Here is a 19,693-nt window from a genome sequence, read left to right on the forward strand (position 1 = left end):
GGATATCAGAAGCGCAAGGTCTTTGTGCTGGCACAGCTTGAAGTCCTGGGCTGCGTAGAACTTATTTCAGAAAGCATTTACTAGAAGCTATCTCATTCATTACTGACCGACTCAATGATCGTGACTATCACACAGCATTCCCGTGACCAGTATGGTCAACAGCGTGCCATACGCCGGATCGTGAGCACGGCTGCTTGCGGCAGCCATGCTGCCGCACTCCAAACGCCGCGACACACGCATGGCGAACGGGCAAGGCAACCAATTCAGTGAGTTGATGGCACGAGCGGAGCTACGCTCTGCCAACGGGCCAGGAGCGGTAGACTGTCTTTGGTGATTGGCAAGCGTGTATGCGCCTGTGCAATGGTTGGGTAGCACAACAGCACGGCTTTTTATGAAATAAGTTCTCATGCGAACTCTCCTGGAAAGCCTGTCACAGATGGGAGAGGAGAGATGACTTCCTGGTCTGTCATCATTTCGTCACCCAGACCTCTCGCCTTTTACGACGCAGTATCGTTAGCATGATTGACGGAGAAGCTATCTTATCGCCGAGGTGTGCGATGACTTCCTGGTTTCGTCTTGTGATATGTATCGGCATCCTCTGGGCGCTGATGTTACCATGGTCGGCAAGATCGGCAGGGTTGGAACGAACTGTTGATGGACGGCCTGATGAACAACTTTTTGTAGCCGATCAAACAGTTGCGCCGGGTGATACACTGCCATTGTTGCCGGCTGCCGACGGGTTCCTCACCCCACCGACGCCAGCCCCTCGTCCATTTACCCACATGCTGCTGCGCTGGTCAGCAGCCCCCGACCTCAATCCGCGACTGGCTTTGCGGGTCAGTGCCGATGGTGTGGTCTGGAGCGACTGGTACGAGGTGCAGGAAGATGATGAGCTGTGGCAACCTGCGGATGGCCCCGATCTGCACTGGAGCGAGATGGTCTACGTCGGTGCCGACCGGCACTGGTATCAGGTGCGAGTTGATGCACCTTCGGCGCCATCCACATTCCGTTCGCTCCTCGTGAGTACGGTGGATAGTCGTTTTGGCCCCGCAGCACCAACCGCGACGATGTCCAGCCAGCCGGCAGCAGTCGCCCGTCCGCCGGTTGTCAGTCGGACAGCGTGGGGCAATCCTCACGGCCAAACCAGCCCGCTGGCGCCACCGGCCTACTATCCGGTACGCCATCTGGTGATTCATCACACTGCCGACTCCAACACCCTGGCCGAAGGTCAGACCTGGGCTGACCGGGTGCGTGCAATCTGGTCATTCCATACCTACACACGGGGCTGGGGTGATATTGGTTACAACTACCTGATTGATCCGAATGGTGTCATCTACGAGGGTCGGGCCGGTGGCGATGATGTCGTTGGTTTTCACGATACGGCCAACTATGGTTCAATGGGTGTTTCGCTGATCGGTACGTATAGCAGCGCGGCACCAACGGCTGCGGCTGTTGACTCACTGGTGGCTCTGTTAGCCTGGAAGGCTGACCAGAAGCGGATCGATCCGTTTGGGCGCAGTTTCTACTATGGGTGTTCAATCTCCCGCTTCTGCTCGCCGTTCAATCCCGGTGCGGTGATTGATCATATCAGTGGTCATCGCCAGGTGACACCGGGCCATACCACCTGTCCAGGTGATGCGCTCTTCAATCTGTTGCCGCAGATTCGGCAGCGGGTTCAGGCACGGCTGGCAGGTGAAAGTCAGCCCGACAATGGCGATCTGATCGTTGAAGAACACGAGAGTGGGTTCACCCGCAGCAACGCGAACTGGTATCAGATGGCGTGCGGATACGGTGGTACAACACTGTATACCTTCGCAACTGATAAACAGTCTGAGAGCACAAACTACGCAACCTGGCGCCCCAACTTACCGGCTTCTGGTGTCTACCGGGTTTTAGTCCACGTGCCTGCCGGTTGTACTGCGCTGAATGTAAGTCAACAGGCGCGGTACCGCATTACGACGGCCGGTGGCGTAGTGGAACGGGTAGTCAATCAGGCTGCTCAAACCGGCTGGATCGATCTTGGTACCTACAATTTTGCTGCCAGTACCGCCAGTCTTTATCTCTCAGACCTCACCGGTGAACCGCTCAGCGGCCAGCGAGCAGTGCTGTTTGATGCTGTGCAATGGCAGCCGATTGATACCTCTCGCCAGCGCATGGAACTGGTTGCCGTTGAATATGGCGCGACGACGATTGCCGCCGGTGAGGTGTTGCCGGTGCGCTTTACCGTCCGTAATGTCGGTTCTGACCCGATCTACGGTCAAGACCCCCAGGGTGGGAGCGTGTTCGACCTGAGTAGCGATCAGTTTGAACGTGAGGGCTACGTCTACGATGAAGGCGAATGTTTTCTCGGTGCGGCAAACCAGGACTATCCCACCTTTCCGAAAGAGGCAGGTCGTTTCCGTGTGATGTTAGGCCCGCAAGATCGCACGGTGACCTGTGCCGGTGAGACGGGTGGCTATCCGTGGCGGTGGGGGATCAGTGGCCGTCTCGATCCCGGTGAGACGCAAACCATTGTCGGCTACGTGCGGTTTCGCACGCCGGGCGTGGTGACATTACGGGCCGGCGCGATCCACGAGTATGTCAGCTATGTCGCTCTGGCGCAAGCCGAACAACAGATTACGATCACGCCGGAACGTCAATCTCCGCAGGTTACCCGCTATACCGGGTTGTTCCAACCGCTGGCGATGGTTTATGAGTTAGCCAATACGCCTGAACGCCTGCTGGCCCGCACCCAGAACCCGCTCTCGATTCGCCGTGGTGCCCTGTTGGGGAGTTTTGTCTGGTATGGCGACCTGCGCGAGTGGGGAGACGGAGGGCCGGTGCCTGAGCGCAATAATCACTTCCTGATTGAACAGACTCGCACCTTCGTGGCGCCGGTAAGCGGAGAGTACACCTTCGAGCTGAGTAGTGACGATGGGGCCTGGCTGTGGGTGAACGAGCGATTGGTCGTGGCGAATACCGGTCTGCATCCACTCCGAACGCTGAGCGGTACGATCACGCTGACGGCCGGTCTCCACACCCTGTCCGTCAAGTATTTTGAACTCGACGGGAGTGCAGCGGTTGGCTATCGGGTGAAGGAGCCGGGGGCAAGCGATTTTCAACTGGTGCGGGATGGTCTGAGCAGTGGTGAGATACTTGGGTCGTTGTTCCGGCGTCTCGACGGTTTGCGGTTGAGTGCCTCGGACCTGGGTGGTGGGAGCACACTGCTGCGCTATTCCTGGGATGGCGAGACATGGGTAACAACCACCGAACCGTTTATCGAGATAGGGGCATTGGCTGATGGCGACTACCATCTGCGGTATCAGGCGTTCGACAGCAATCGCAATGAGTCTGAGGTCGTCAGTCTCCAGTTTCGGGTTGATAGCAATGTGACGGTGTATCAGGTGATGCTCCCACTGGTGACACGGGAATGAGTCGGGTGGCGATGCGGAGACGCCTTTATACCAGGATGCCAGGTTGTCCGGGCGTCTCACCGGCTTGATGGGCATCAATGAGGAAGACTGAATAAGGTCTGCAACCGCGTACCCGCGAATGTCGGTACAGGTATCTGTGGCCGCTGGCGTCATAGCCAGCGGCCACATTGTTGCAATCGGCAGCAGGTTGTTGTTGCTTTCGTAGTCGAAGAGGTTGTTGAGCCGGCGAGCAGGATCAGGCGGTGCTCCAGTCTGGTGTATGGTATGGATGCCGTTTGGCATATGTTATCCTTCCTCCAGGGCTTGTTGTAATGCCTTTATCAGCAACGGCAAGTCTTAGACAACCGTGTTCCAGAGGATGTCCAGATTGATGTCAAAGCAGGCATGCACTAGAGCCTGTTATGGACTTTTCGGTTCTGCTCGTATATCATGACGCTATGACACGAAAAGCGTATCCCAGTGATGTTTCCGATGAGGAGTGGGCGTTTGTCGCGCCCTATTTGACGCTGATGGACGAAGCAGCACCGCAGCGGAAATACCCCCTGCGCGACGTCTCCAATGCGCTGCGTTACCTTCTGCGTACCGGTGCGCCGTGGCGGATGCTGCCCACTGACGTGCCGCCGTGGCCCGTGGTGTATCAGCAGACCCAGCGCTGGCTGAAGGCGGGCGTGGTTGCGCAGATGGTGCATGACGTGCGGATGCTGCTGCGTGACATCACTGACCGCACGCCCCAGCCTCGCGCTGTCATTGTGGACAGCCGGACGCTCCAGTCGACACCGGAACGCGGGGGACGTGCCGGGTACGATGGACACAAGCGGCGGAACGGCGCGACGGTGCATCTGGCGGTGGCTACCCTGGGGCACCTGCTGGCGGTTGTGGTCACGCCAGCCAACGAGCAAGACCGGGCGCAGGTGGCGGCGCTGGCGCAGCGCATGCAGGAGATACCTGGCGACACGGTGGAGGTGGCCGTCGTTGACCAGGGCTACACCGGTGAGCAACCGGCAGCCGATGCCGCCGCCCACGGCAGTCGCCTGGCGGTGGTCACGCTGCCGACCGCCAAGCGAGGCGTTGTCTTGCTGCCGCGGCGCTGGGTGGTCGAGCGCAGGTTTGCCTGGATGACGCGCTTCCGTCGCTTGGTACGTGACGACGAACGTGTGGCGGAGACGCTGGCCGGCTTGCATGTCGTCGCCTTCGCCATCTTGTTGGCCCATCGGTTTGTCGCTCTCATGGTTCAACGTTCATAACAGGCTCTAGCCGGTGCCGCATGCCCATGATGTCTTCCCATGGGATATCCGGCATCTGCTCCCGCGTGGCTGCGGACACTTGATAAGCAGCTTCACCGATAATTTCGATCTCTTTCACCAGAGCCAGGGTCAGTTTGCGGTCACGTTCCAGGGCTTCACGCGTCATTTCCTGGACAAACGCCATAGCCTCTTACGCGGCGTCTGGCATGTGCTGCAAACGGATGCGATCACTCTTGGGCATATTGCACCTCTGCTTCCTTGAGCACGGTGTCGCGAAAATATCGGCTTAAATCTTCGGGCGTGCGAAGGTCAACCTTCCGCCCATTAAAAAGGGCGGACAGTTCACGCTCCATCCGGGCTAACCTGATCAAGCCGGGGACGTGTCCCGGCGCGAATTCCACCAGGAGGTCTATATCGCTCTCCGGGCCAGGGTCGCCGTGTAGCGCAGACCCAAAAAGCGCCAGGCGACGGATATGGTGCCGCCGGCAAAAGTCGGCAAGAGCTTCACGTGGTATGGTGATGCTTCCGCTCATCCGACGCCTCCGCTTACATTACCGCCGAACAACCGCGCCTTGAAAAGACATCCAGCGATTGCGCACCGCGGATGACCGAGTCGCTGTTACTATGTTCCAGCACCCTGGCAACCACGTGCTGATGCAGCGAACTGCGCTGGAACTCCTCCCAGGAGAGACCGGCAACGAACTGGCAGGTCTTCCTGGCGGCGATCAGCATGTCAAGCAGGTAGGCTTCATCCCGCCACATACACGCGCTCCAGATGGGTCAGGATATGTTTCCGGCGGATGTAGTTTTTGCTCGCCTCGACTGCACGCCGCTCAACCAGGTCAACCTTGCGGCCAAAGATGCGTTCCAGCTCATCGATCATCGCCAGCCAGTGCTGGAAAGACCATTGTGTACCCGGTGCAAACGTGACCATCACATCAATGTCGCTATCAGGACCAAAATCCTCGCGCAACGCAGACCCGAACACGGCAAACTCGGCAATCTGCCAGCGACGGCAAAAGTCGCCAATAGCTTCCTTGTATTGGTCAATCGGGAACGGCACAGCTACCCCTTCTTACCACCAAACAACCGCGCCTTGAACATGCCATCCAGCGATTGCGCACCACGGATGGCCGAGTCGCCGTTGACGAAGATGTCATCCGCGCCTGCGGTCAGGTTGTGTTTGACAACGAAGGCAGCCTTTTGTTCTCGCACGTTGTCATGACCGGAATGTTCCCTTTCGGCACACACAATCTGCCCGGTACAGGAATTTTTGGCTTGCTGCGGCGAGTAAACGCTTTACATTGTAGCACACTGAAAGGCGTTCAGTAGCGGTATTGCTCACCGTATTACCCCGCCAGCACCGCTTCAACCACCGCAAGCGGCACGTCGGCGCGCACGACGACCTGACCGATAGCGGTTGGCAAGACCCAGCGCACATTTCCGGCCTGTACCTTTTTGTCACGACCGATGAGGGTCAGGATCGCACTGCGGTCAAGGTCTGCCGGCAGCGCGGTTGATAGGCCGTAGGCGGCGAGGAGGTTACGCTGTCGTTCGACCAGGGCCGGCGGGCAGATGCCCAGGGCGACGGCAATGCGCGCAGCGGCATCCATGCCGATGGCGACGCATTCGCCGTGCAGGAGGCGATACCCAAGCAGTTGCTCGATGGCGTGACCAATGGTATGTCCGTAATTGAGGGTGATGCGTTCGCCGCGTTCAAATTCATCACGTGATACAACGTCGACTTTGACCGCAACAGCGCGGGCGATGATGTTGGTCAGTTCACCGGTGAGGGCCGGATCGGTCGCATCCCAGGTAGCCGGATTGTCGGCGTGCCAGCGTTGGGTTGCGGCGAGTGTTTCCAGGGCGTCAAACAATTCGGCATCGCGAATGACACCGTGTTTGATCACTTCGGCCCAGCCGGCGCGTAGCTCGCGAGCCGGTAGTGTCGCCAGCAGGTTGGTGTCGGCCAACACCAGCCGTGGTTGATGAAAGGCTCCGATCAGGTTTTTGCCCAGCGGGTGGTTGATGCCGGTTTTACCACCTACCGCAGCATCAACCATCGCCAGGAGCGTGCTCGGTATCTGGACGAGGGCCACACCGCGCAAGATGGTCGCTGCCGCAAACCCTGCCAGGTCACCGACCACGCCACCACCGAGGGCCAGGACGACATCACGGCGTTCGATTCCGTGTTCGATCATCCAGTCGTACAGTCGGTTCAGTTCGCCGAACGATTTGCTCTGTTCACCTGATGGCACAGTGGTCGTGTGAACGCGATACCCGGCTGCTGTCAGGTGGGCTGCGGTCTGATCGGCAATGGCGGTCAGGTGTTCATCGGCAACAATCCAGGCTGTCCCGCGCAGGGCGCATTCAGCCAGGTAGTCGGCGAGGTTGGACAGGATACCTGCCCCGACGATGACCGGGTAGGAAGTTGTGCTGGTCGTAACTGTGAGCGTGGTTGTGATCATTGTTCGCTGTCAGGGTTTGCGACGCCGATTGATGATCGTCATCAGCGCCGCAATCAGTAAAAGGGCGATACCAAGATATGTCAGTGGACCGGGCCACGGTTCGACGGTTTGGAGCAGAAACCATTCCACGAGTTGTATCCTCTACACAATGAGCGGACCGGTCAGGAGTGCGGGCAAGGTGCTACCGGCAGGATATACCGTGTCGCCAGCCGGTACGAGCAACAGACCATTGGCACCACGTAGCGAGAGCAGGCGCGAGCTGCTCTGGCTACCGGTTGTGACTGCGGTGAAGCGTCCTTCCTGATAGCGCACGATAATGCGCTGATACTCAGGGCGATCAGGTGATGGGCGGACCGGTTCGGCCAGGGTGACCTCGATCTGGGGGCGGAACGGTGAGGCATCACCTTGCAATGCCCGCAGCGCCGGGCGAACGAAGACCTCGAACGATACCAGTGAAGAGACCGGATAGCCCGGTAAGCCGAAGACCAGCTTGCCGCCGATGGTGGCGAAGGTGGTTGGTTTCCCCGGCTTGAAGGCAATCCGACCAAAATGGACGGTGCCGAGTTCGGCCAGTAACGGTTTGATCAGATCGCGCGTCCCCATACTGACCCCGCCACTGGTGATCAGGACATCGGCCTGATCCAGACCGTGCAGGATCGCCTGACGTTGTACATCCCGATCATCGCGGGCGATACCGAGTGAGATCGGGATGCCGCCGGCCTCGCGGACTGCGGCCATCAACGCATACCGGTTGCTATCGCGCACGGCACCGGCAGGACGGGGACTGCCCGGCTCGACCACTTCATCACCGGTTGCCAGAATGGCGACCCGGGGCTGGCGATACACGGGAATCCGGGTGATGCCGAGGGTCGCTAAGATACCAATCTCGGCGGCGCCAATGGTAGTACCGGCGGTCAAGACGGTCTGACCGCGTCTGACGTCCTGGCCGACAACGTGGACGTAATCGCCGGGTTGTAGCTCGCGCTGGATGTAGAGCATTCCATCGCGTTCTGTGGTCAGTTCGACCGGGATCATTGCATCGGCACCGGGTGGTAGTGGGGCACCGGTCATAATGCGAGTGGCTTCACCGGGCGCAAGCATAACTGCTGCGGCACCGCCTGCGGTCAATTCACCCACCACGCGCCGAGGGGTAAGACCATCGGCGGCGCGGAGGGCATAGCCGTCCATCGCCGACTTGGGCACGTCAGGAATATCTTCCGGTGACGTGATGTCACCGGCCAATACTCGACCGAGCGCGGAAAACGCTTCAATCTCCTCACTCGCCAGCGGACGAGCCTGCGCCATGATCGTCGCTGTGGCTTCGGCGATGCTGACCATTGGATACGGCGATTCGCGGAGCATCTCAGCCATCGATCACTCTCCTTTTTCGAGGTGTCCATTGTTGATTGCCCGCCAGACCTTTTCGGGCCGCAACGGAATATCTATGTGCCGTACACCAAACGGTTGAAGCGCATCAATCACCGCATTGGTGATGGCCGGTGTCGAGCCGATGGTAGCTGCTTCGCCGATCCCTTTCACACCGAGAGGATTAAGGGGGGTCGGTGTTTCCGTCTTGTCAACGGTGAAGGGCGGGAAGAGATCGGCCCGTGGTACAGCGTAATCCATTAGCGTCCCGCTCAGCAACTGACCATTGGCATCGTACACCACCTCTTCAAGGAGGGCTTGGGCGATACCCTGGGCCAGACCGCCGTGTACCTGGCCGGTGACAATGAGCGGGCTGATCCGCGGCCCACAATCATCAACCGAATAGTAGTCCCGGATACGGACATGGCCGGTCTCGCTATCAACTTCAACGACAGCGACGTGCGCGCCGAAGGGGTAGATCAGGTCAGCGGGGCGGAAATAGTCAACCGCTTCCAGACCCGGATCAATCTCCGGTGGCAGTTTATTACTGTAGGCGCGGCGGGCAATCTCGGTCAGCGTCAGCCCACGGTCGGGGACACCCCGGACAACATACCGGCCTTCGTGGAACTCGATGTCGGCCACATTCGCTTCGAGCATTGCAGCCGCAATCTGGCGAGCCTTCTCGCGCACTTTGGTTGCAGCACGTACCAGCGCAGCGCCACCCACGGCGAGCGAGCGTGATCCCATCGTGCCGATACCCATCGGCGTCAGGGCAGTGTCGCTGTGTTTGACGACAATGCGGTTGAAATCGGCGCCGATCTGATCGGCGACAATCTGGGCAAAGGTCGTGGCTGTCCCCTGACCGTGCGGTGAAATACCGGTGGTGACGGTAACGGTACCACTCGGCTCTACCTTGATCTGGGCACTCTCATAAGGGCCGAAGCCACACATTTCGACATAACAGGCGATTCCGATACCGAGCAACATCCGATCACCGGCAGCCCGGCGGGCGGCCTGCTCGGCGCGTAATTGCTCGTAATTGGCCAGGCTGAGCGCCTTGGTCAGCGCCCGATCATACTCACCGCTGTCGTAGGTCAGGCCGGTCGGGGTTTTGTACGGAAATGCATCCGGGGGGATAAAATTGCGCCGGCGCACCTCTGCCGGGTCCAGATTCAGCTCGGCAGCGACCAGATCCATCAGACGCTCGATGTAGTAAGCGGCTTCCGGGCGGCCTGCGCCGCGGTAGGCGGCAACCGGTGTGGTGTTGGTATACACGCATACCGCTTCCAGATCAACGGCGGGAATCTTGTAGACCCCGACAGCCATGGCGGTGGTCAGGTCGGGCAAACCGGGAGCAAGCGGGTAGGCACCGAGATCGGCGACGATGCGCATCCGCAATGCGGTGATTTCCCCCTCAGCCGTGACGGCAGCTTCAATGTCGCACACCTGACCGCGACCGTGGGTAGTGGCCTGAACGTGCTCAAGTCGATGTTCAACCCAGCGTAGGGGTGCGTGAAGCTGGCGGGCTAACGCGGCCAGCAATGCCTCTTCGGGATAGATGCCGATCTTGACCCCAAAGCCACCACCGACATCGGGGGCGATAACACGCACCCGATTCTCATCAAGCCCGATAACCCTGGCGACATCGCCACGTACCTGATGTGGGGTCTGCGTACTCGTCCAGAGGGTTACCCCGTCGTTCGTTGGATCGGGGGCGGCCACGACAGCACGGCCTTCCATCGGAAAACCGAGCAGACGCTGATTGACCATTCGTTGGCGAACAACCCGATGGGCAGAGGCGAATGCAGCCTCGACATCACCCTTCTGGCGGCGGCGGCGATGGTCAATGTTATCGGGCAGGTCTTCAAAGATCACCGGTGCTGCCGGATCGATGGCGGCTAGCGGATCAACCACTGCCGGGAGAGGTTCCCATTCAATCGCCAGAGCCAGTGCCGCATCAAGTGCTGCTTCCGGAGAATGCGCAACCACAGCGGCAACTGCTTCGCCAACGTGACGAACTCGCTCAACGGCCAGCACATAGCGAGTGCGACCGGTATAGCGCTGGGGGCCACTGCCACCTTCGCCAGAACTGGCTAACGGCAGTGGCTGACAGAGATCGAGGAGATCGGTACCGGTATAGACCGCAACGACTCCCGGCAAGGTAAGAGCCGTTGCCTTATCAATGCTGACAATGCGGGCGTGGGCATACGGACTACGGGCAATTGCTACATAAAGCATACCCGGCAAGCGCAAATCGCTCACATATGTGCCCTGCCCCTGCACGAGACGCGGGTCTTCACGGCGCTTGACTTCAGCACCGATCAGGGCTGCATAGGCCATCGTTCGACCTGCCTTTCTTTTTTGTTAACAACGAAACCTTCTTAGATACTACAGGCATGATACCAGAATTTGCGGCCTTATCCGGCGAATTGAAGAGGCTCGATTGGAAGCGTATGATTGAAGAAATTGTAATTGCATGATGGCCGTAAACCGACTATGCTACATAGGGGGGAGAATTTCTAACCAAATGTAAACGAAGAACGCGCTGCCACAATACCTCTTCGCTCCTGCTCTGGCAATATTGCGCAGATGAATGTTACGGATGATGTGAGCACTATGGCAATTCTTGAACCCTCCAGCACGTCGGCAGTCAACCCCTCTACAGCACATTCATCAGCAGAAGATGTGCAGGCACCAACGATTATCGAGCCGCGCAAGGGATGGTGGCATTTCAACTGGCGTGACCTTTGGGCTTACCGCGAACTACTCTTTTTTCTGGTCTGGCGTGATGTTAAGGTACGTTACAAGCAGACACTGCTGGGCGCCAGTTGGGCCATCATTCAACCAACGTTACAGCTCGTCGTCTTCACGATCATCTTTGGGCGGTTGGCCGGTGTCAATACGAACGGTATTCCTTACCCGCTCTTCAATCTGGCCGGCCTGCTACCATGGCAGTTCTTTGCCAACACGGTTGGGCAGGCGGCCAATAGTCTGGTAGGCAGTGCCAGTATCGTACGCAAAGTCTACTTCCCCCGGCTGGCAATTCCTACCGCCAGTGTTCTGGCCGGTGTGGTTGATTTTGGTTTGTCATTTCTCATCCTGCTGGCATTGATGGTGTGGTACCGGTGGCCGCCAACCCCGGCAATGTTCCTCTTGCCGCTCTTTCTGTTGCTGGCAATGTTTACTGCCATGGGCGTGGGATTCTGGCTCTCGGCGATCAACGCCCGCTACCGTGATGTGCGGCACGCTACTCCGTTTCTCATCCAACTCTGGCTGTTTGCCACGCCGGTCGTGTATCCGAGCAATCTGGTGGAAGGGTACTGGCAATTTCTCTACGCGCTCAACCCAATGGTGAGCGTTGTCGAAGGTTTTCGCTGGGCATTGCTGGGAACGCAACCTCCCGGTCTCTTGATGCTGATCTCGGTCATGATGGCAGTAACAATATTCAGTTCCGGTTTGTTCTACTTTCAGGCGGTGGAACGTAAGTTTGCCGATATTATCTAGCCTATGCACTACGCAATTCGGGCCCGTGATTTAGCAAAACAGTATCGGATCGGTGCGATCAGGCAGCGTGATATGGGATACGTCACGCTACGCGATGCCATTGCCGAGCGTCTGCGTGGTCGCACGCAGAAAGCGACGACGACCGAGCTGTGGGCACTCAACGGTGTTTCGTTTGATGTTCAGCAAGGGGAAGTGGTTGGGATCATCGGGCGTAATGGTGCCGGGAAGAGCACCCTGCTGAAAGTGCTCTCGCGCATTACCGAACCAACCCGGGGCAGAGCCGAATTGTACGGTCGGGTGGCTTCTTTGCTCGAAGTTGGCACCGGTTTTCATCCCGAATTGACCGGGCGCGAGAATATTTATCTCAACGGTGCCATTTTGGGCATGCGCAAACGCGAAATTGATCGCAATTTTGACGCAATTGTCCAGTTTGCCGAGGTAGAGAAGTTTATCGATACGCCGGTGAAGTTTTATTCATCGGGCATGTATGTGCGGCTGGCCTTCGCAGTTGCCGCGCATCTCGAGCCGGAAATTCTGATTGTCGATGAGGTACTGGCCGTCGGCGATGCGCGCTTTCAGAAAAAGTGTCTCAACAAGATGCAAGATGTAGGTCAGCAGGGGCGTACCGTCCTGTTTGTCTCGCACAGCATGCAATCCATCCTGCGCATGTGTCAGCGGGCCATTCTGCTCAATCAGGGGCAGGTGGTGGCCGATGGACCGGCACAGCAGGTGGTTGGTGTCTATCTGGGGAAGGGCACACATTCGATTGCGGAACGGGTCTGGCCGGATCGGGCGAGTGCGCCGGGCAAGGAAATTGCCCACCTGCGGGCAGTGCGTGTTCGCGATGTTGATGGCGATGTCTCGGACACGATTGATATTCGGACACCGGTAACGCTTGAGATGGAGTTTGTGGTAACAACCGGTGGCTATGTATTGATGCCGCACTTTCGTCTCTACAACGAAGATAATATCGCCGTGTTTACCACCCTCGATCTTGACCCCGAATGGCGGCGGCGGCCACGACTGCCGGGTCGCTATGTCTCCAGGGTGACCATTCCCGGCAATTTTCTGGCTGAGGGGTCACTGTACGTCGAAGCAGCGCTGACCACTCTCGATCCGCCGATTGGTCAATTCGCCGAACGTGATGCGGTTGCTTTTCAGGTGATTGATAGTCTGGAAGGTGACTCAGCACGTGGTGATTGGGCCGGCAATCTTTCCGGGGTGGTGCGACCACTCTTACCGTGGACGACGATCTATGAGCCGTCAGCCTGAACCTATGGGTCACCACTATGCTTTGCGTCGCTATGGTGTCGCGTTGCTCTTACCAACCATCCTGCTCGTCGGGATGGTGACTTTGTACCCCTTTGCTTTCACCAGACCATGGCCGGCCAATCCAATCTTCGAGCTGATGACCGGCCTGAGCCATGCGTTTGATATGGCGCAAAATATTGTTCTGTTTATTCCGTTAGGCATGGCGTTACGCTGGTTTCTGGCCGGTTGTAGCGTGCCTCTACCTGGGCAGCGCGCTGGTGTCATCCTGTTGAGTGCGTCTGTCGCGCTCGGGATTGAGGTTGCCCAACTGACCATTCCCGGTCGCACCGCTGCGCTACTGGATGTGGTTGCGAACACGTCGGGCGCAGCTTTGGGAGCGTGGTGGCTGGCGCAGCCAATGCTTCCCCTGGTCGAGCGACTCGGCTTCTGGATACATCAGGGTGTACGGATGACGCCGGCGTGGGTCGTGTTTGTTGGATTGGCGATCTGGCTGGCCGGCAGCACGTGGATGGTCACGCGCTGGCAACGAGCAACACTGCCAACGACGTGGTCGGATCGCTACACGCTTCAAATCGGCGCTGCCGATGACGGGCGGCGCTTTTGGCCAGGTTATGTGGGCTTTACCGCCCTCTACAATCGGGCCTTTACCGCAGATGATGCGCAAGCGGTACAGACCCCGGGCGATGCAATCGCGAGGCAACCGTTATTCGCCTACGATTTCAGCGAGCTGCCCCCGGCTGGGAATGGGCCATTTGCGCGTCCGCTGGTGGCTCAGGGTCGGCCCACCCTCACCGAATCCGGGGTAGGTGTGGGGTATCAGCGCTGGCTGATGAGCAGTGAGCCATTGCGTGGCGTGGCAGCGGAGATTGCCCGGACACGAGCATTTACGCTGGTCGCTCAGGTGGCTGCCCGCGAACCAGATCGCACCACAGAGGGCCTGATTGTCAATTTTGGCCGTGGCATTGATGGACACAACATCAGTTTGATTCAGGCAGGTGCCGACCTGTTGGTACGGATGCGGCTGCCGCTGACCCGTGTAGCCGATGACCGGCCACCGTTGCGCTTTGCCGATGTCTTCCCTGACGGGCAACCACGGCTGTTAGCGTTGAGTTATGACGGTGCCGTTGCCCGGCTCTTTGTTGATGGTCAGGCACACCCGCAATGGTACACCTTTGGCCCGGGCGAAGCGCTGATCAATCGCTGGCTCCCGGTTCAAACGCATCAGATCGGGGGCTGGACGATTGCGCTGGCCGGAGCGATCTGTCTTCCGCTGGCACTGGCTGGCTTGCCCTGGCGCGGTGGGCGCTGGCCACCGATCACCATCGCGGTAGTAGGGCCACTGCTCATCAGTAGTGCGCCCTGGCTGGTTATTGCCCAGTCGTTGAGTGGGGGGATGCTGGTGGCCAGCAGTGCGACGGTGCTTGTTGGATGCACCCTGGCGTATTGGTTAACCAGGTCATATTCAGCGGATGATAATCTATGAAAAAGCTACTATACTGCTTGCTTTTGCTCATTCTGATCATCGTTACGACGAACGATATTATGCTGGCGCAATCACCATCATTCGATTGGCGAAGTGATTGGGCCGTAGCTGAAGGTTTTACCATCGTCGAAGATACGACCGGCTATCATTTTCCCAGTGCGATTGCCTTTGTTCCTCAACCAGGCCCTGATCCGAAAGATCCGCTCTATTTTGTAACCGAGTTGCGAGGTACGATTAAAGTCGTCACTAATGATCGCACTATTCTGACTTTTGCCGAAAGCGTGTTTCGGTTTAATCCGACAGAAGAGCTTCCGTCCGGGCGTGGTCAGGGTGGTATGGGCGGCATCTGCCTTGATCCAGAGTACGGGTATATTTTTGTGACGTTCCTCTACACCGATGCGAGTGGCCGTTTGCGGAATAATATTGTACGCTACCAGACTACACCCGGTACGTTTGGTGTAACCCCGGCCAGCTCGGTTGCCTTTACCGAAGTTTTTGCCGGTTACGAGTCAGGTCTGGCTCATCATATCGGCCCCTGCCAGGTTGTTGGTGATCAGTTGTTTGTCGGGATTGGCGAGGCCTGGCAGCCGCATCTGGCCCGTGATCCGGATCAGATGGTTGGCAAAATCTATCGGATGAGTCTGGACGGTCAACCGCTACCCGATAATCCGTTCTACATTGACAATGACATCAAAAAAGCACAAAATTATGTGTGGGCAACCGGCTTTCGTAACCCATACGCGATGCGTATCGTTGATGGCCGCGTCTTTGTGGCCGATAACGGCGTCGGTACGGATCGATTTATAGAAGTAGAGCGAGGGGAAGATTACGGTTGGAATGGTCAAGAGAGTAGCATTCATCTCCGGGCAGCGTATGTCTGGGTGCCGAGTCTTGGTCCAACCACCTTACAATATCTCTCACCGGACAGCTCACTCTTGGGGACGGCCTACGCAGGAAAGTTCTTTCTCGGTATGGCCGGTTCGGTGCGGCGGGGAAAGATGCCCGGTATCGTGCGCATTGATTACAATATGGAACAGCGTCGGGTATCGTCGGTTCCAGAATACTTTCTCCGCTTTCGTGGGAAGCAAGAGCAAATGGTGGTAGCCGTTGCCTTCGGGCCGGACGGCCTCTATTTTGCACCACTCTACGAGAATCAGGCAGGGCAGACCTCGATCTACAAAATTGTGCCCGATGCGACGAACAGCTATCCCTACCGCCCGATGCAGGTAGAAGATCCGCGCCAGATCCTCCGCGAGCGCGGTTGTCTTGGTTGTCATCAGATCAATGGTGATGGTGGATTTGGTGGTGCAGCCGGTCCACCGCTGAGTCGCGAGTTACTGATTGCAAACATTCAGGCCCGGCTCAACAATGCACAATACCGCCAGTTACTTGCCGATCTCGACAAACTGGAAGAAGAACCCTGGGTTTCGACTCGTCCGGCGCGAGCGGCGGTGCTGAACGCCGAGGGTGAAGCTGCCATCCGGCAATGGATTATTAATCAAATCGTGGAGCCACGCTGGGATAATCGCGGTTCGCAGATGCCCAATCTCGGCGTTAGTCCGGCAGAGGCTGCCATCATTGCCGATTATCTCCTGGCGAAACCGGCAGACCGGGGGTGGCTGACTCAAGTGATGACCCTGCTCCGCTCACGATTGGCCTGGGCGTCATTCGGGATTGGTATTGTGGTTGGAGTCATTGGGCTGATGGCAGTGAACTGGGTTTGGGGTCGCCGTAAAAAACCTCGCCTATAATATCAAATCGTACATTCCAGAGATATTATGGAGACGACACCATCATGTTCCACGAATTGATGAATCGCATCCACGGCCGCACTGCAAAAGTCGGTGTGATTGGATTAGGGTATGTCGGGTTACCGCTCGCCGAGCGTGCCGGGCGAGTTGGGTTTTCCGTGCTTGGTTTTGATGTCAGTCCAATGCGTGTCGCGCAGGTCAATCGCGGCGAGAGCTACATTGGCGACGTATCCAGTGATGCGTTAGCGACTCTGCGCGAAGCGGGTCGGATTGAGGCAACAACCGATGTTCGTCGGATGGCCGAATGTGATATTTTGGTCATCTGCGTTCCCACCCCGCTCAACGCAACGCGCGAACCGGATATGCGCTTTGTCGAAGCGGCGAGTGAAAATGTCGCCGCCAGCATTCGACCCGGTCAACTGGTGATTCTGGAAAGTACTACCTACCCTGGTACCACCCGTGAACTGATCATGCCCCGGATCGAGCGCTCCGGCTTGAAGGTTGGCGAACAGATTTTTCTGGCGTTCTCACCCGAACGCATCGATCCCGGTCAGACGAGTAGCAAGGGTTACAGCGTTGAGAATACGCCGAAGGTGGTGGGGGGTGTGACACCACACTGCACTGAACTGGCCGGTGCCTTCTACGGCTATATCACCAGTCGGGTGGTGCCGGTTAGCTCGCCGGATGTTGCCGAGCTAACGAAGCTGTTCGAGAACATCTTTCGCGCCGTCAATATTGCGTTGGTCAACGAACTGGCGTTGCTCTGCGACCGAATGGGCATTGATGTCTGGGAAGTGATCGATGCCGCTGCGACCAAGCCCTACGGCTTTATGAAGTTTACCCCTGGGCCAGGGCTGGGTGGTCACTGTATCCCTATCGATCCGTTCTACCTGACGTGGAAGGCGCGGGCGTATGATCTGACGACCCGGTTTATTGAGCTGGCCGGTGAAATCAACAGTCAAATGCCACGGCACGTTCACGATCTGGTTGTACGGGCGCTTAATCGTGCCCGTAAGCCACTGAACGGGAGTACTATCCTGTTGCTTGGGATTGCCTACAAACCGGATGTCGATGATTATCGCGAATCACCGGCATTTAAGGTCTACGATCTGCTGACTGCCGACGGCGCAACGGTGATTCCCTGCGATCCGCACATTACCCAATTTGAGCTGCACGATGGTCGGTGTATGCAAACAGTGCCATTAACTGACGAGTTGCTCCGTCAGTGTGATTGCGCGGTCATTATCACCAATCATCGTGCGTTTGACTACGAGCGGATCGTGACATTGGCTCCGGCAATCGTGGATACACGCAACGCAACCCGCAACATTCAGGGTGAGTTACGAACAAAGATTACAGTATTGTAGTCTGAACGCCGGTATGCCAATCATCATTGATTCACCCGGTGTTGGCATAACGGTAGTACGGAACGATGGGGAGTGACGAGGAGGGATACCGTGCAGCGTGAGGTGCGTCTCAGTATCATCATTCCGTGCTACAACGCGGCAACAACACTGGGTGAACAATTGACGGCGCTCGCAAGCCAGCGATGGGATCGACCATGGGAAGTGATCGTCGCTGATAACGGTTCACGCGACGAATCACGACGGGTAGCGGCAGATTTTCTGGTACGTATGCCGAATCTGCGTATTATCGATGCCGGTGCCCGGCGTGGCGGAGCGTTTGCCCGCAATGAGGGTGTACGCCATGCGCGTGGCACGGCCCTGGCCTTCGTCGATGCCGATGATGTGGTGGCTCCGGGCTGGGTAGCAGCAATTGGCCAGGCACTCGATACCTTTCCCTTTGTTGCTTCCCGTTTCGATATTGAACATCTCAATCATCATTCGTGGCTAAGCCGAACACGACGCAACCCACAGGCCGATGGCTTGCAGCGGGTGAGCTATCCACCGTATCTGCCCCACGCCGGTGGTTCGGGGCTGGCAATTGAACGAACCCTGCACGATCAGGTCGGTGGTTTTGATGAGACCCTGTCGCGTCTGATGGACACTGACTACTGTTTTCGAGTGCAGTTACAGTGTCAGGTTCCGCTGACATTCGTGCCGGATGCCCTCGTCTATGTGCGTTATCGCGATACGCTGGTCGGGATGCTACGTCAAACCAGGGAACGGGCGATTGCCAATGTAGCCCTGGCCCGTCGCTACAGCCATCTGACTGATACACCGCGCCGATCACTTTCACCCTGGCTCTCGTATGCGCGGCGCTGGTTGCGTCAGGTAGGGCGGGTTGTCCAGATTCGACAACGTGAACATCTCGCCGAATGGTTGCGAATGAATGCCTGGTTGATCGGTTTGTTGCAGGGCAGTCTGCAATACCGGTGCCCGCCGCTGGCGATTTAGGTGTGAGAATCGTTTCGCTCCTCCCTGGTCAGTGCTTGAAAGGTTACTGTGATTCCTCAATCTTTTGTCACATACAGGTCTGGCCGGCATGTCAGACGCTGGTTCGCTCCAATCGGTCGGCGTCTCTTCGGTACGCTGGTGCGGGTAGAGACGACTGAACCGCTGGTCGCGTTAACCTTCGACGATGGGCCACATCCTGTCTTTACGCCGCAGATTCTCGATCTGTGTGAACAGTATCAGCTTCGGGCAACCTTTTTTCTGCTCGGCCAACATGCTGTCGATCAGCGTGATCTGGTGACACGAATGGTAGCCGCCGGTCATGCGATTGGGAACCATACCTTCAGTCACATTCGTATGCCACAAACCCGGCGCTGGCAACGCTGGCGTGAATTGTGGCAGACGCAGCAGGTACTCGCACCATACCGGCTGCGTTTATTTCGTCCTCCCTATGGCGGGCAATCTTACGGTTCACGCTTCGATGCCCTCCTGTTTGGGTATGAAGTTGTTGGCTGGACATTTCATATTGAAGACTGGATTGCACAACCGGCCTCGCAACTGGCTGCACGGCTGGTAGATCAGGTGCGACCAGGGAGTATTATCTTGCTCCATGACCGCCTGGCAAATCCACGTGATCCCCAGGCAGCCGACCGTACCAGTCTGGTGTCGGCACTGGCAATGGCCTTACCCGAGTTGCAACGTACCTATCGTTTTGTCACAGTACCTGAGTTGATCCGTGCCGGAACACCGGTGCGGGTGCCCTGGTTTCGTCCGGCGTTGTAATGATTGTGAGGCGCGACCATTGTGGACGCGCCGATTGGTGTTGTCACGTTAAGGAA

At 57.7% G+C, this 19,693-nt stretch carries 17 protein-coding genes; 9 read left to right on the top strand and 8 right to left on the bottom strand.

Annotation, left to right across the window (positions count from 1 at the left end; genetic code table 11):
* Positions 1–638 precede the first annotated feature (638 nt).
* Positions 639–3,413: an N-acetylmuramoyl-L-alanine amidase gene (locus tag CAUR_RS10955; RefSeq protein WP_242604911.1), complete on the top strand. Its 2,775-nt coding sequence runs from the start codon at positions 639–641 to the stop codon at positions 3,411–3,413.
* Between the two features lie 437 nt (positions 3,414–3,850).
* Positions 3,851–4,657, top strand: a complete 807-nt coding sequence (locus tag CAUR_RS10960) for an IS5 family transposase (RefSeq protein WP_012257963.1) — start codon at positions 3,851–3,853, stop codon at positions 4,655–4,657.
* On the opposite strand, the gene CAUR_RS10965 is transcribed toward CAUR_RS10960, so the two are convergent.
* The 8 genes from CAUR_RS10965 to CAUR_RS11000 all read right to left on the bottom strand — a co-directional run bounded on the left by CAUR_RS10965 (position 4,638) and on the right by CAUR_RS11000 (position 10,830).
* Positions 4,638–4,841 carry a HepT-like ribonuclease domain-containing protein gene (locus CAUR_RS10965; RefSeq protein WP_012257964.1) on the bottom strand — a complete coding sequence of 68 codons (204 nt, stop codon included), beginning with the start codon at positions 4,839–4,841 and terminating at the stop codon, positions 4,638–4,640. The two genes, CAUR_RS10960 and CAUR_RS10965, sit on opposite strands and share 20 nt — an antisense overlap.
* A 43-nt stretch (positions 4,842–4,884) precedes the next feature.
* Positions 4,885–5,190, bottom strand: coding sequence for a nucleotidyltransferase family protein (locus CAUR_RS10970; RefSeq protein ID WP_012257965.1), 306 nt, complete (start codon positions 5,188–5,190; stop codon positions 4,885–4,887).
* Between the two features lie 13 nt (positions 5,191–5,203).
* Entirely contained in the window at positions 5,204–5,419 is a 216-nt protein-coding gene (locus tag CAUR_RS10975; protein ID WP_012257966.1) for a ribonuclease HepT family protein, read from the bottom strand.
* Positions 5,406–5,720, bottom strand: a complete 315-nt coding sequence (locus CAUR_RS10980; protein ID WP_012257967.1) for a nucleotidyltransferase family protein — start codon at positions 5,718–5,720, stop codon at positions 5,406–5,408. The genes CAUR_RS10975 and CAUR_RS10980 overlap by 14 nt, the downstream gene beginning before the upstream one ends.
* Positions 5,721–5,722: 2 nt before the next feature.
* Positions 5,723–5,872 carry a hypothetical protein gene (locus CAUR_RS10985; RefSeq protein WP_012257968.1) on the bottom strand — a complete coding sequence of 50 codons (150 nt, stop codon included), beginning with the start codon at positions 5,870–5,872 and terminating at the stop codon, positions 5,723–5,725.
* A gap of 134 nt (positions 5,873–6,006) precedes the next feature.
* Complete coding sequence (gene aroB, locus CAUR_RS10990) at positions 6,007–7,125, bottom strand: 3-dehydroquinate synthase (protein ID WP_012257969.1); 1,119 nt, start codon at positions 7,123–7,125, stop codon at positions 6,007–6,009.
* A gap of 141 nt (positions 7,126–7,266) precedes the next feature.
* Positions 7,267–8,496 (bottom strand): molybdopterin molybdotransferase MoeA, encoded by a 1,230-nt coding sequence (locus tag CAUR_RS10995; RefSeq protein ID WP_012257970.1) that lies wholly within the window; start codon positions 8,494–8,496, stop codon positions 7,267–7,269.
* A 3-nt stretch (positions 8,497–8,499) separates the two neighbouring features.
* On the bottom strand, positions 8,500–10,830 hold the full coding sequence (locus CAUR_RS11000) for a xanthine dehydrogenase family protein molybdopterin-binding subunit (RefSeq protein ID WP_012257971.1): 2,331 nt from the start codon (positions 10,828–10,830) through the stop codon (positions 8,500–8,502).
* Between the two features lie 276 nt (positions 10,831–11,106).
* On the opposite strand from CAUR_RS11000, the gene CAUR_RS11005 reads away from it, so the two are divergent.
* The 7 genes from CAUR_RS11005 (at position 11,107) to CAUR_RS11035 (ending at position 19,637) form a co-directional block, all read left to right on the top strand.
* Positions 11,107–11,994: an ABC transporter permease gene (locus CAUR_RS11005; RefSeq protein ID WP_012257972.1), complete on the top strand. Its 888-nt coding sequence runs from the start codon at positions 11,107–11,109 to the stop codon at positions 11,992–11,994.
* Positions 11,995–11,997: 3 nt separating this feature from the next.
* Entirely contained in the window at positions 11,998–13,266 is a 1,269-nt protein-coding gene (locus CAUR_RS11010) for an ABC transporter ATP-binding protein (RefSeq protein WP_012257973.1), read from the top strand.
* Positions 13,250–14,749, top strand: coding sequence for a VanZ family protein (locus CAUR_RS11015; protein WP_015909173.1), 1,500 nt, complete (start codon positions 13,250–13,252; stop codon positions 14,747–14,749). Before CAUR_RS11010 ends, CAUR_RS11015 begins: the two co-directional genes overlap by 17 nt.
* On the top strand, positions 14,746–16,500 hold the full coding sequence (locus tag CAUR_RS11020; protein ID WP_012257975.1) for a PQQ-dependent sugar dehydrogenase: 1,755 nt from the start codon (positions 14,746–14,748) through the stop codon (positions 16,498–16,500). Before CAUR_RS11015 ends, CAUR_RS11020 begins: the two co-directional genes overlap by 4 nt.
* Before the next feature lie 44 nt (positions 16,501–16,544).
* Complete coding sequence (locus CAUR_RS11025; RefSeq protein WP_012257976.1) at positions 16,545–17,867, top strand: nucleotide sugar dehydrogenase; 1,323 nt, start codon at positions 16,545–16,547, stop codon at positions 17,865–17,867.
* Between the two features lie 90 nt (positions 17,868–17,957).
* The gene (locus tag CAUR_RS11030; RefSeq protein ID WP_012257977.1) at positions 17,958–18,857 is read left to right on the top strand and encodes a glycosyltransferase family 2 protein; all 900 of its coding nucleotides are present in this window, start codon (positions 17,958–17,960) and stop codon (positions 18,855–18,857) included.
* Positions 18,858–18,905: 48 nt separating this feature from the next.
* Complete coding sequence (locus CAUR_RS11035; protein WP_012257978.1) at positions 18,906–19,637, top strand: polysaccharide deacetylase family protein; 732 nt, start codon at positions 18,906–18,908, stop codon at positions 19,635–19,637.
* Positions 19,638–19,693 lie beyond the last annotated feature (56 nt).

The organism is Chloroflexus aurantiacus J-10-fl (genome assembly GCF_000018865.1).
Taxonomy (GTDB): Bacteria; Chloroflexota; Chloroflexia; order Chloroflexales; family Chloroflexaceae; genus Chloroflexus; species Chloroflexus aurantiacus.

Bases quoted from the DNA above. Each gene is read 5' to 3' on its own strand.
- CAUR_RS10960 (WP_012257963.1), top strand. From the start codon at position 3,851: ATGACACGAAAAGCGTATCCCAGTGATGTTTCCGATGAGGAGTGGGCG.
- CAUR_RS10965 (WP_012257964.1), bottom strand. From the start codon at position 4,841: ATGGCGTTTGTCCAGGAAATGACGCGTGAAGCCCTGGAACGTGACCGC.
- CAUR_RS10970 (WP_012257965.1), bottom strand. From the start codon at position 5,190: ATGAGCGGAAGCATCACCATACCACGTGAAGCTCTTGCCGACTTTTGC.
- CAUR_RS10975 (WP_012257966.1), bottom strand. From the start codon at position 5,419: ATGTGGCGGGATGAAGCCTACCTGCTTGACATGCTGATCGCCGCCAGG.
- aroB (WP_012257969.1), bottom strand. From the start codon at position 7,125: ATGATCACAACCACGCTCACAGTTACGACCAGCACAACTTCCTACCCG.
- CAUR_RS10995 (WP_012257970.1), bottom strand. From the start codon at position 8,496: ATGGCTGAGATGCTCCGCGAATCGCCGTATCCAATGGTCAGCATCGCC.
- CAUR_RS11000 (WP_012257971.1), bottom strand. From the start codon at position 10,830: ATGGCCTATGCAGCCCTGATCGGTGCTGAAGTCAAGCGCCGTGAAGAC.
- CAUR_RS11005 (WP_012257972.1), top strand. From the start codon at position 11,107: ATGGCAATTCTTGAACCCTCCAGCACGTCGGCAGTCAACCCCTCTACA.
- CAUR_RS11010 (WP_012257973.1), top strand. From the start codon at position 11,998: ATGCACTACGCAATTCGGGCCCGTGATTTAGCAAAACAGTATCGGATC.
- CAUR_RS11015 (WP_015909173.1), top strand. From the start codon at position 13,250: ATGAGCCGTCAGCCTGAACCTATGGGTCACCACTATGCTTTGCGTCGC.
- CAUR_RS11020 (WP_012257975.1), top strand. From the start codon at position 14,746: ATGAAAAAGCTACTATACTGCTTGCTTTTGCTCATTCTGATCATCGTT.
- CAUR_RS11025 (WP_012257976.1), top strand. From the start codon at position 16,545: ATGTTCCACGAATTGATGAATCGCATCCACGGCCGCACTGCAAAAGTC.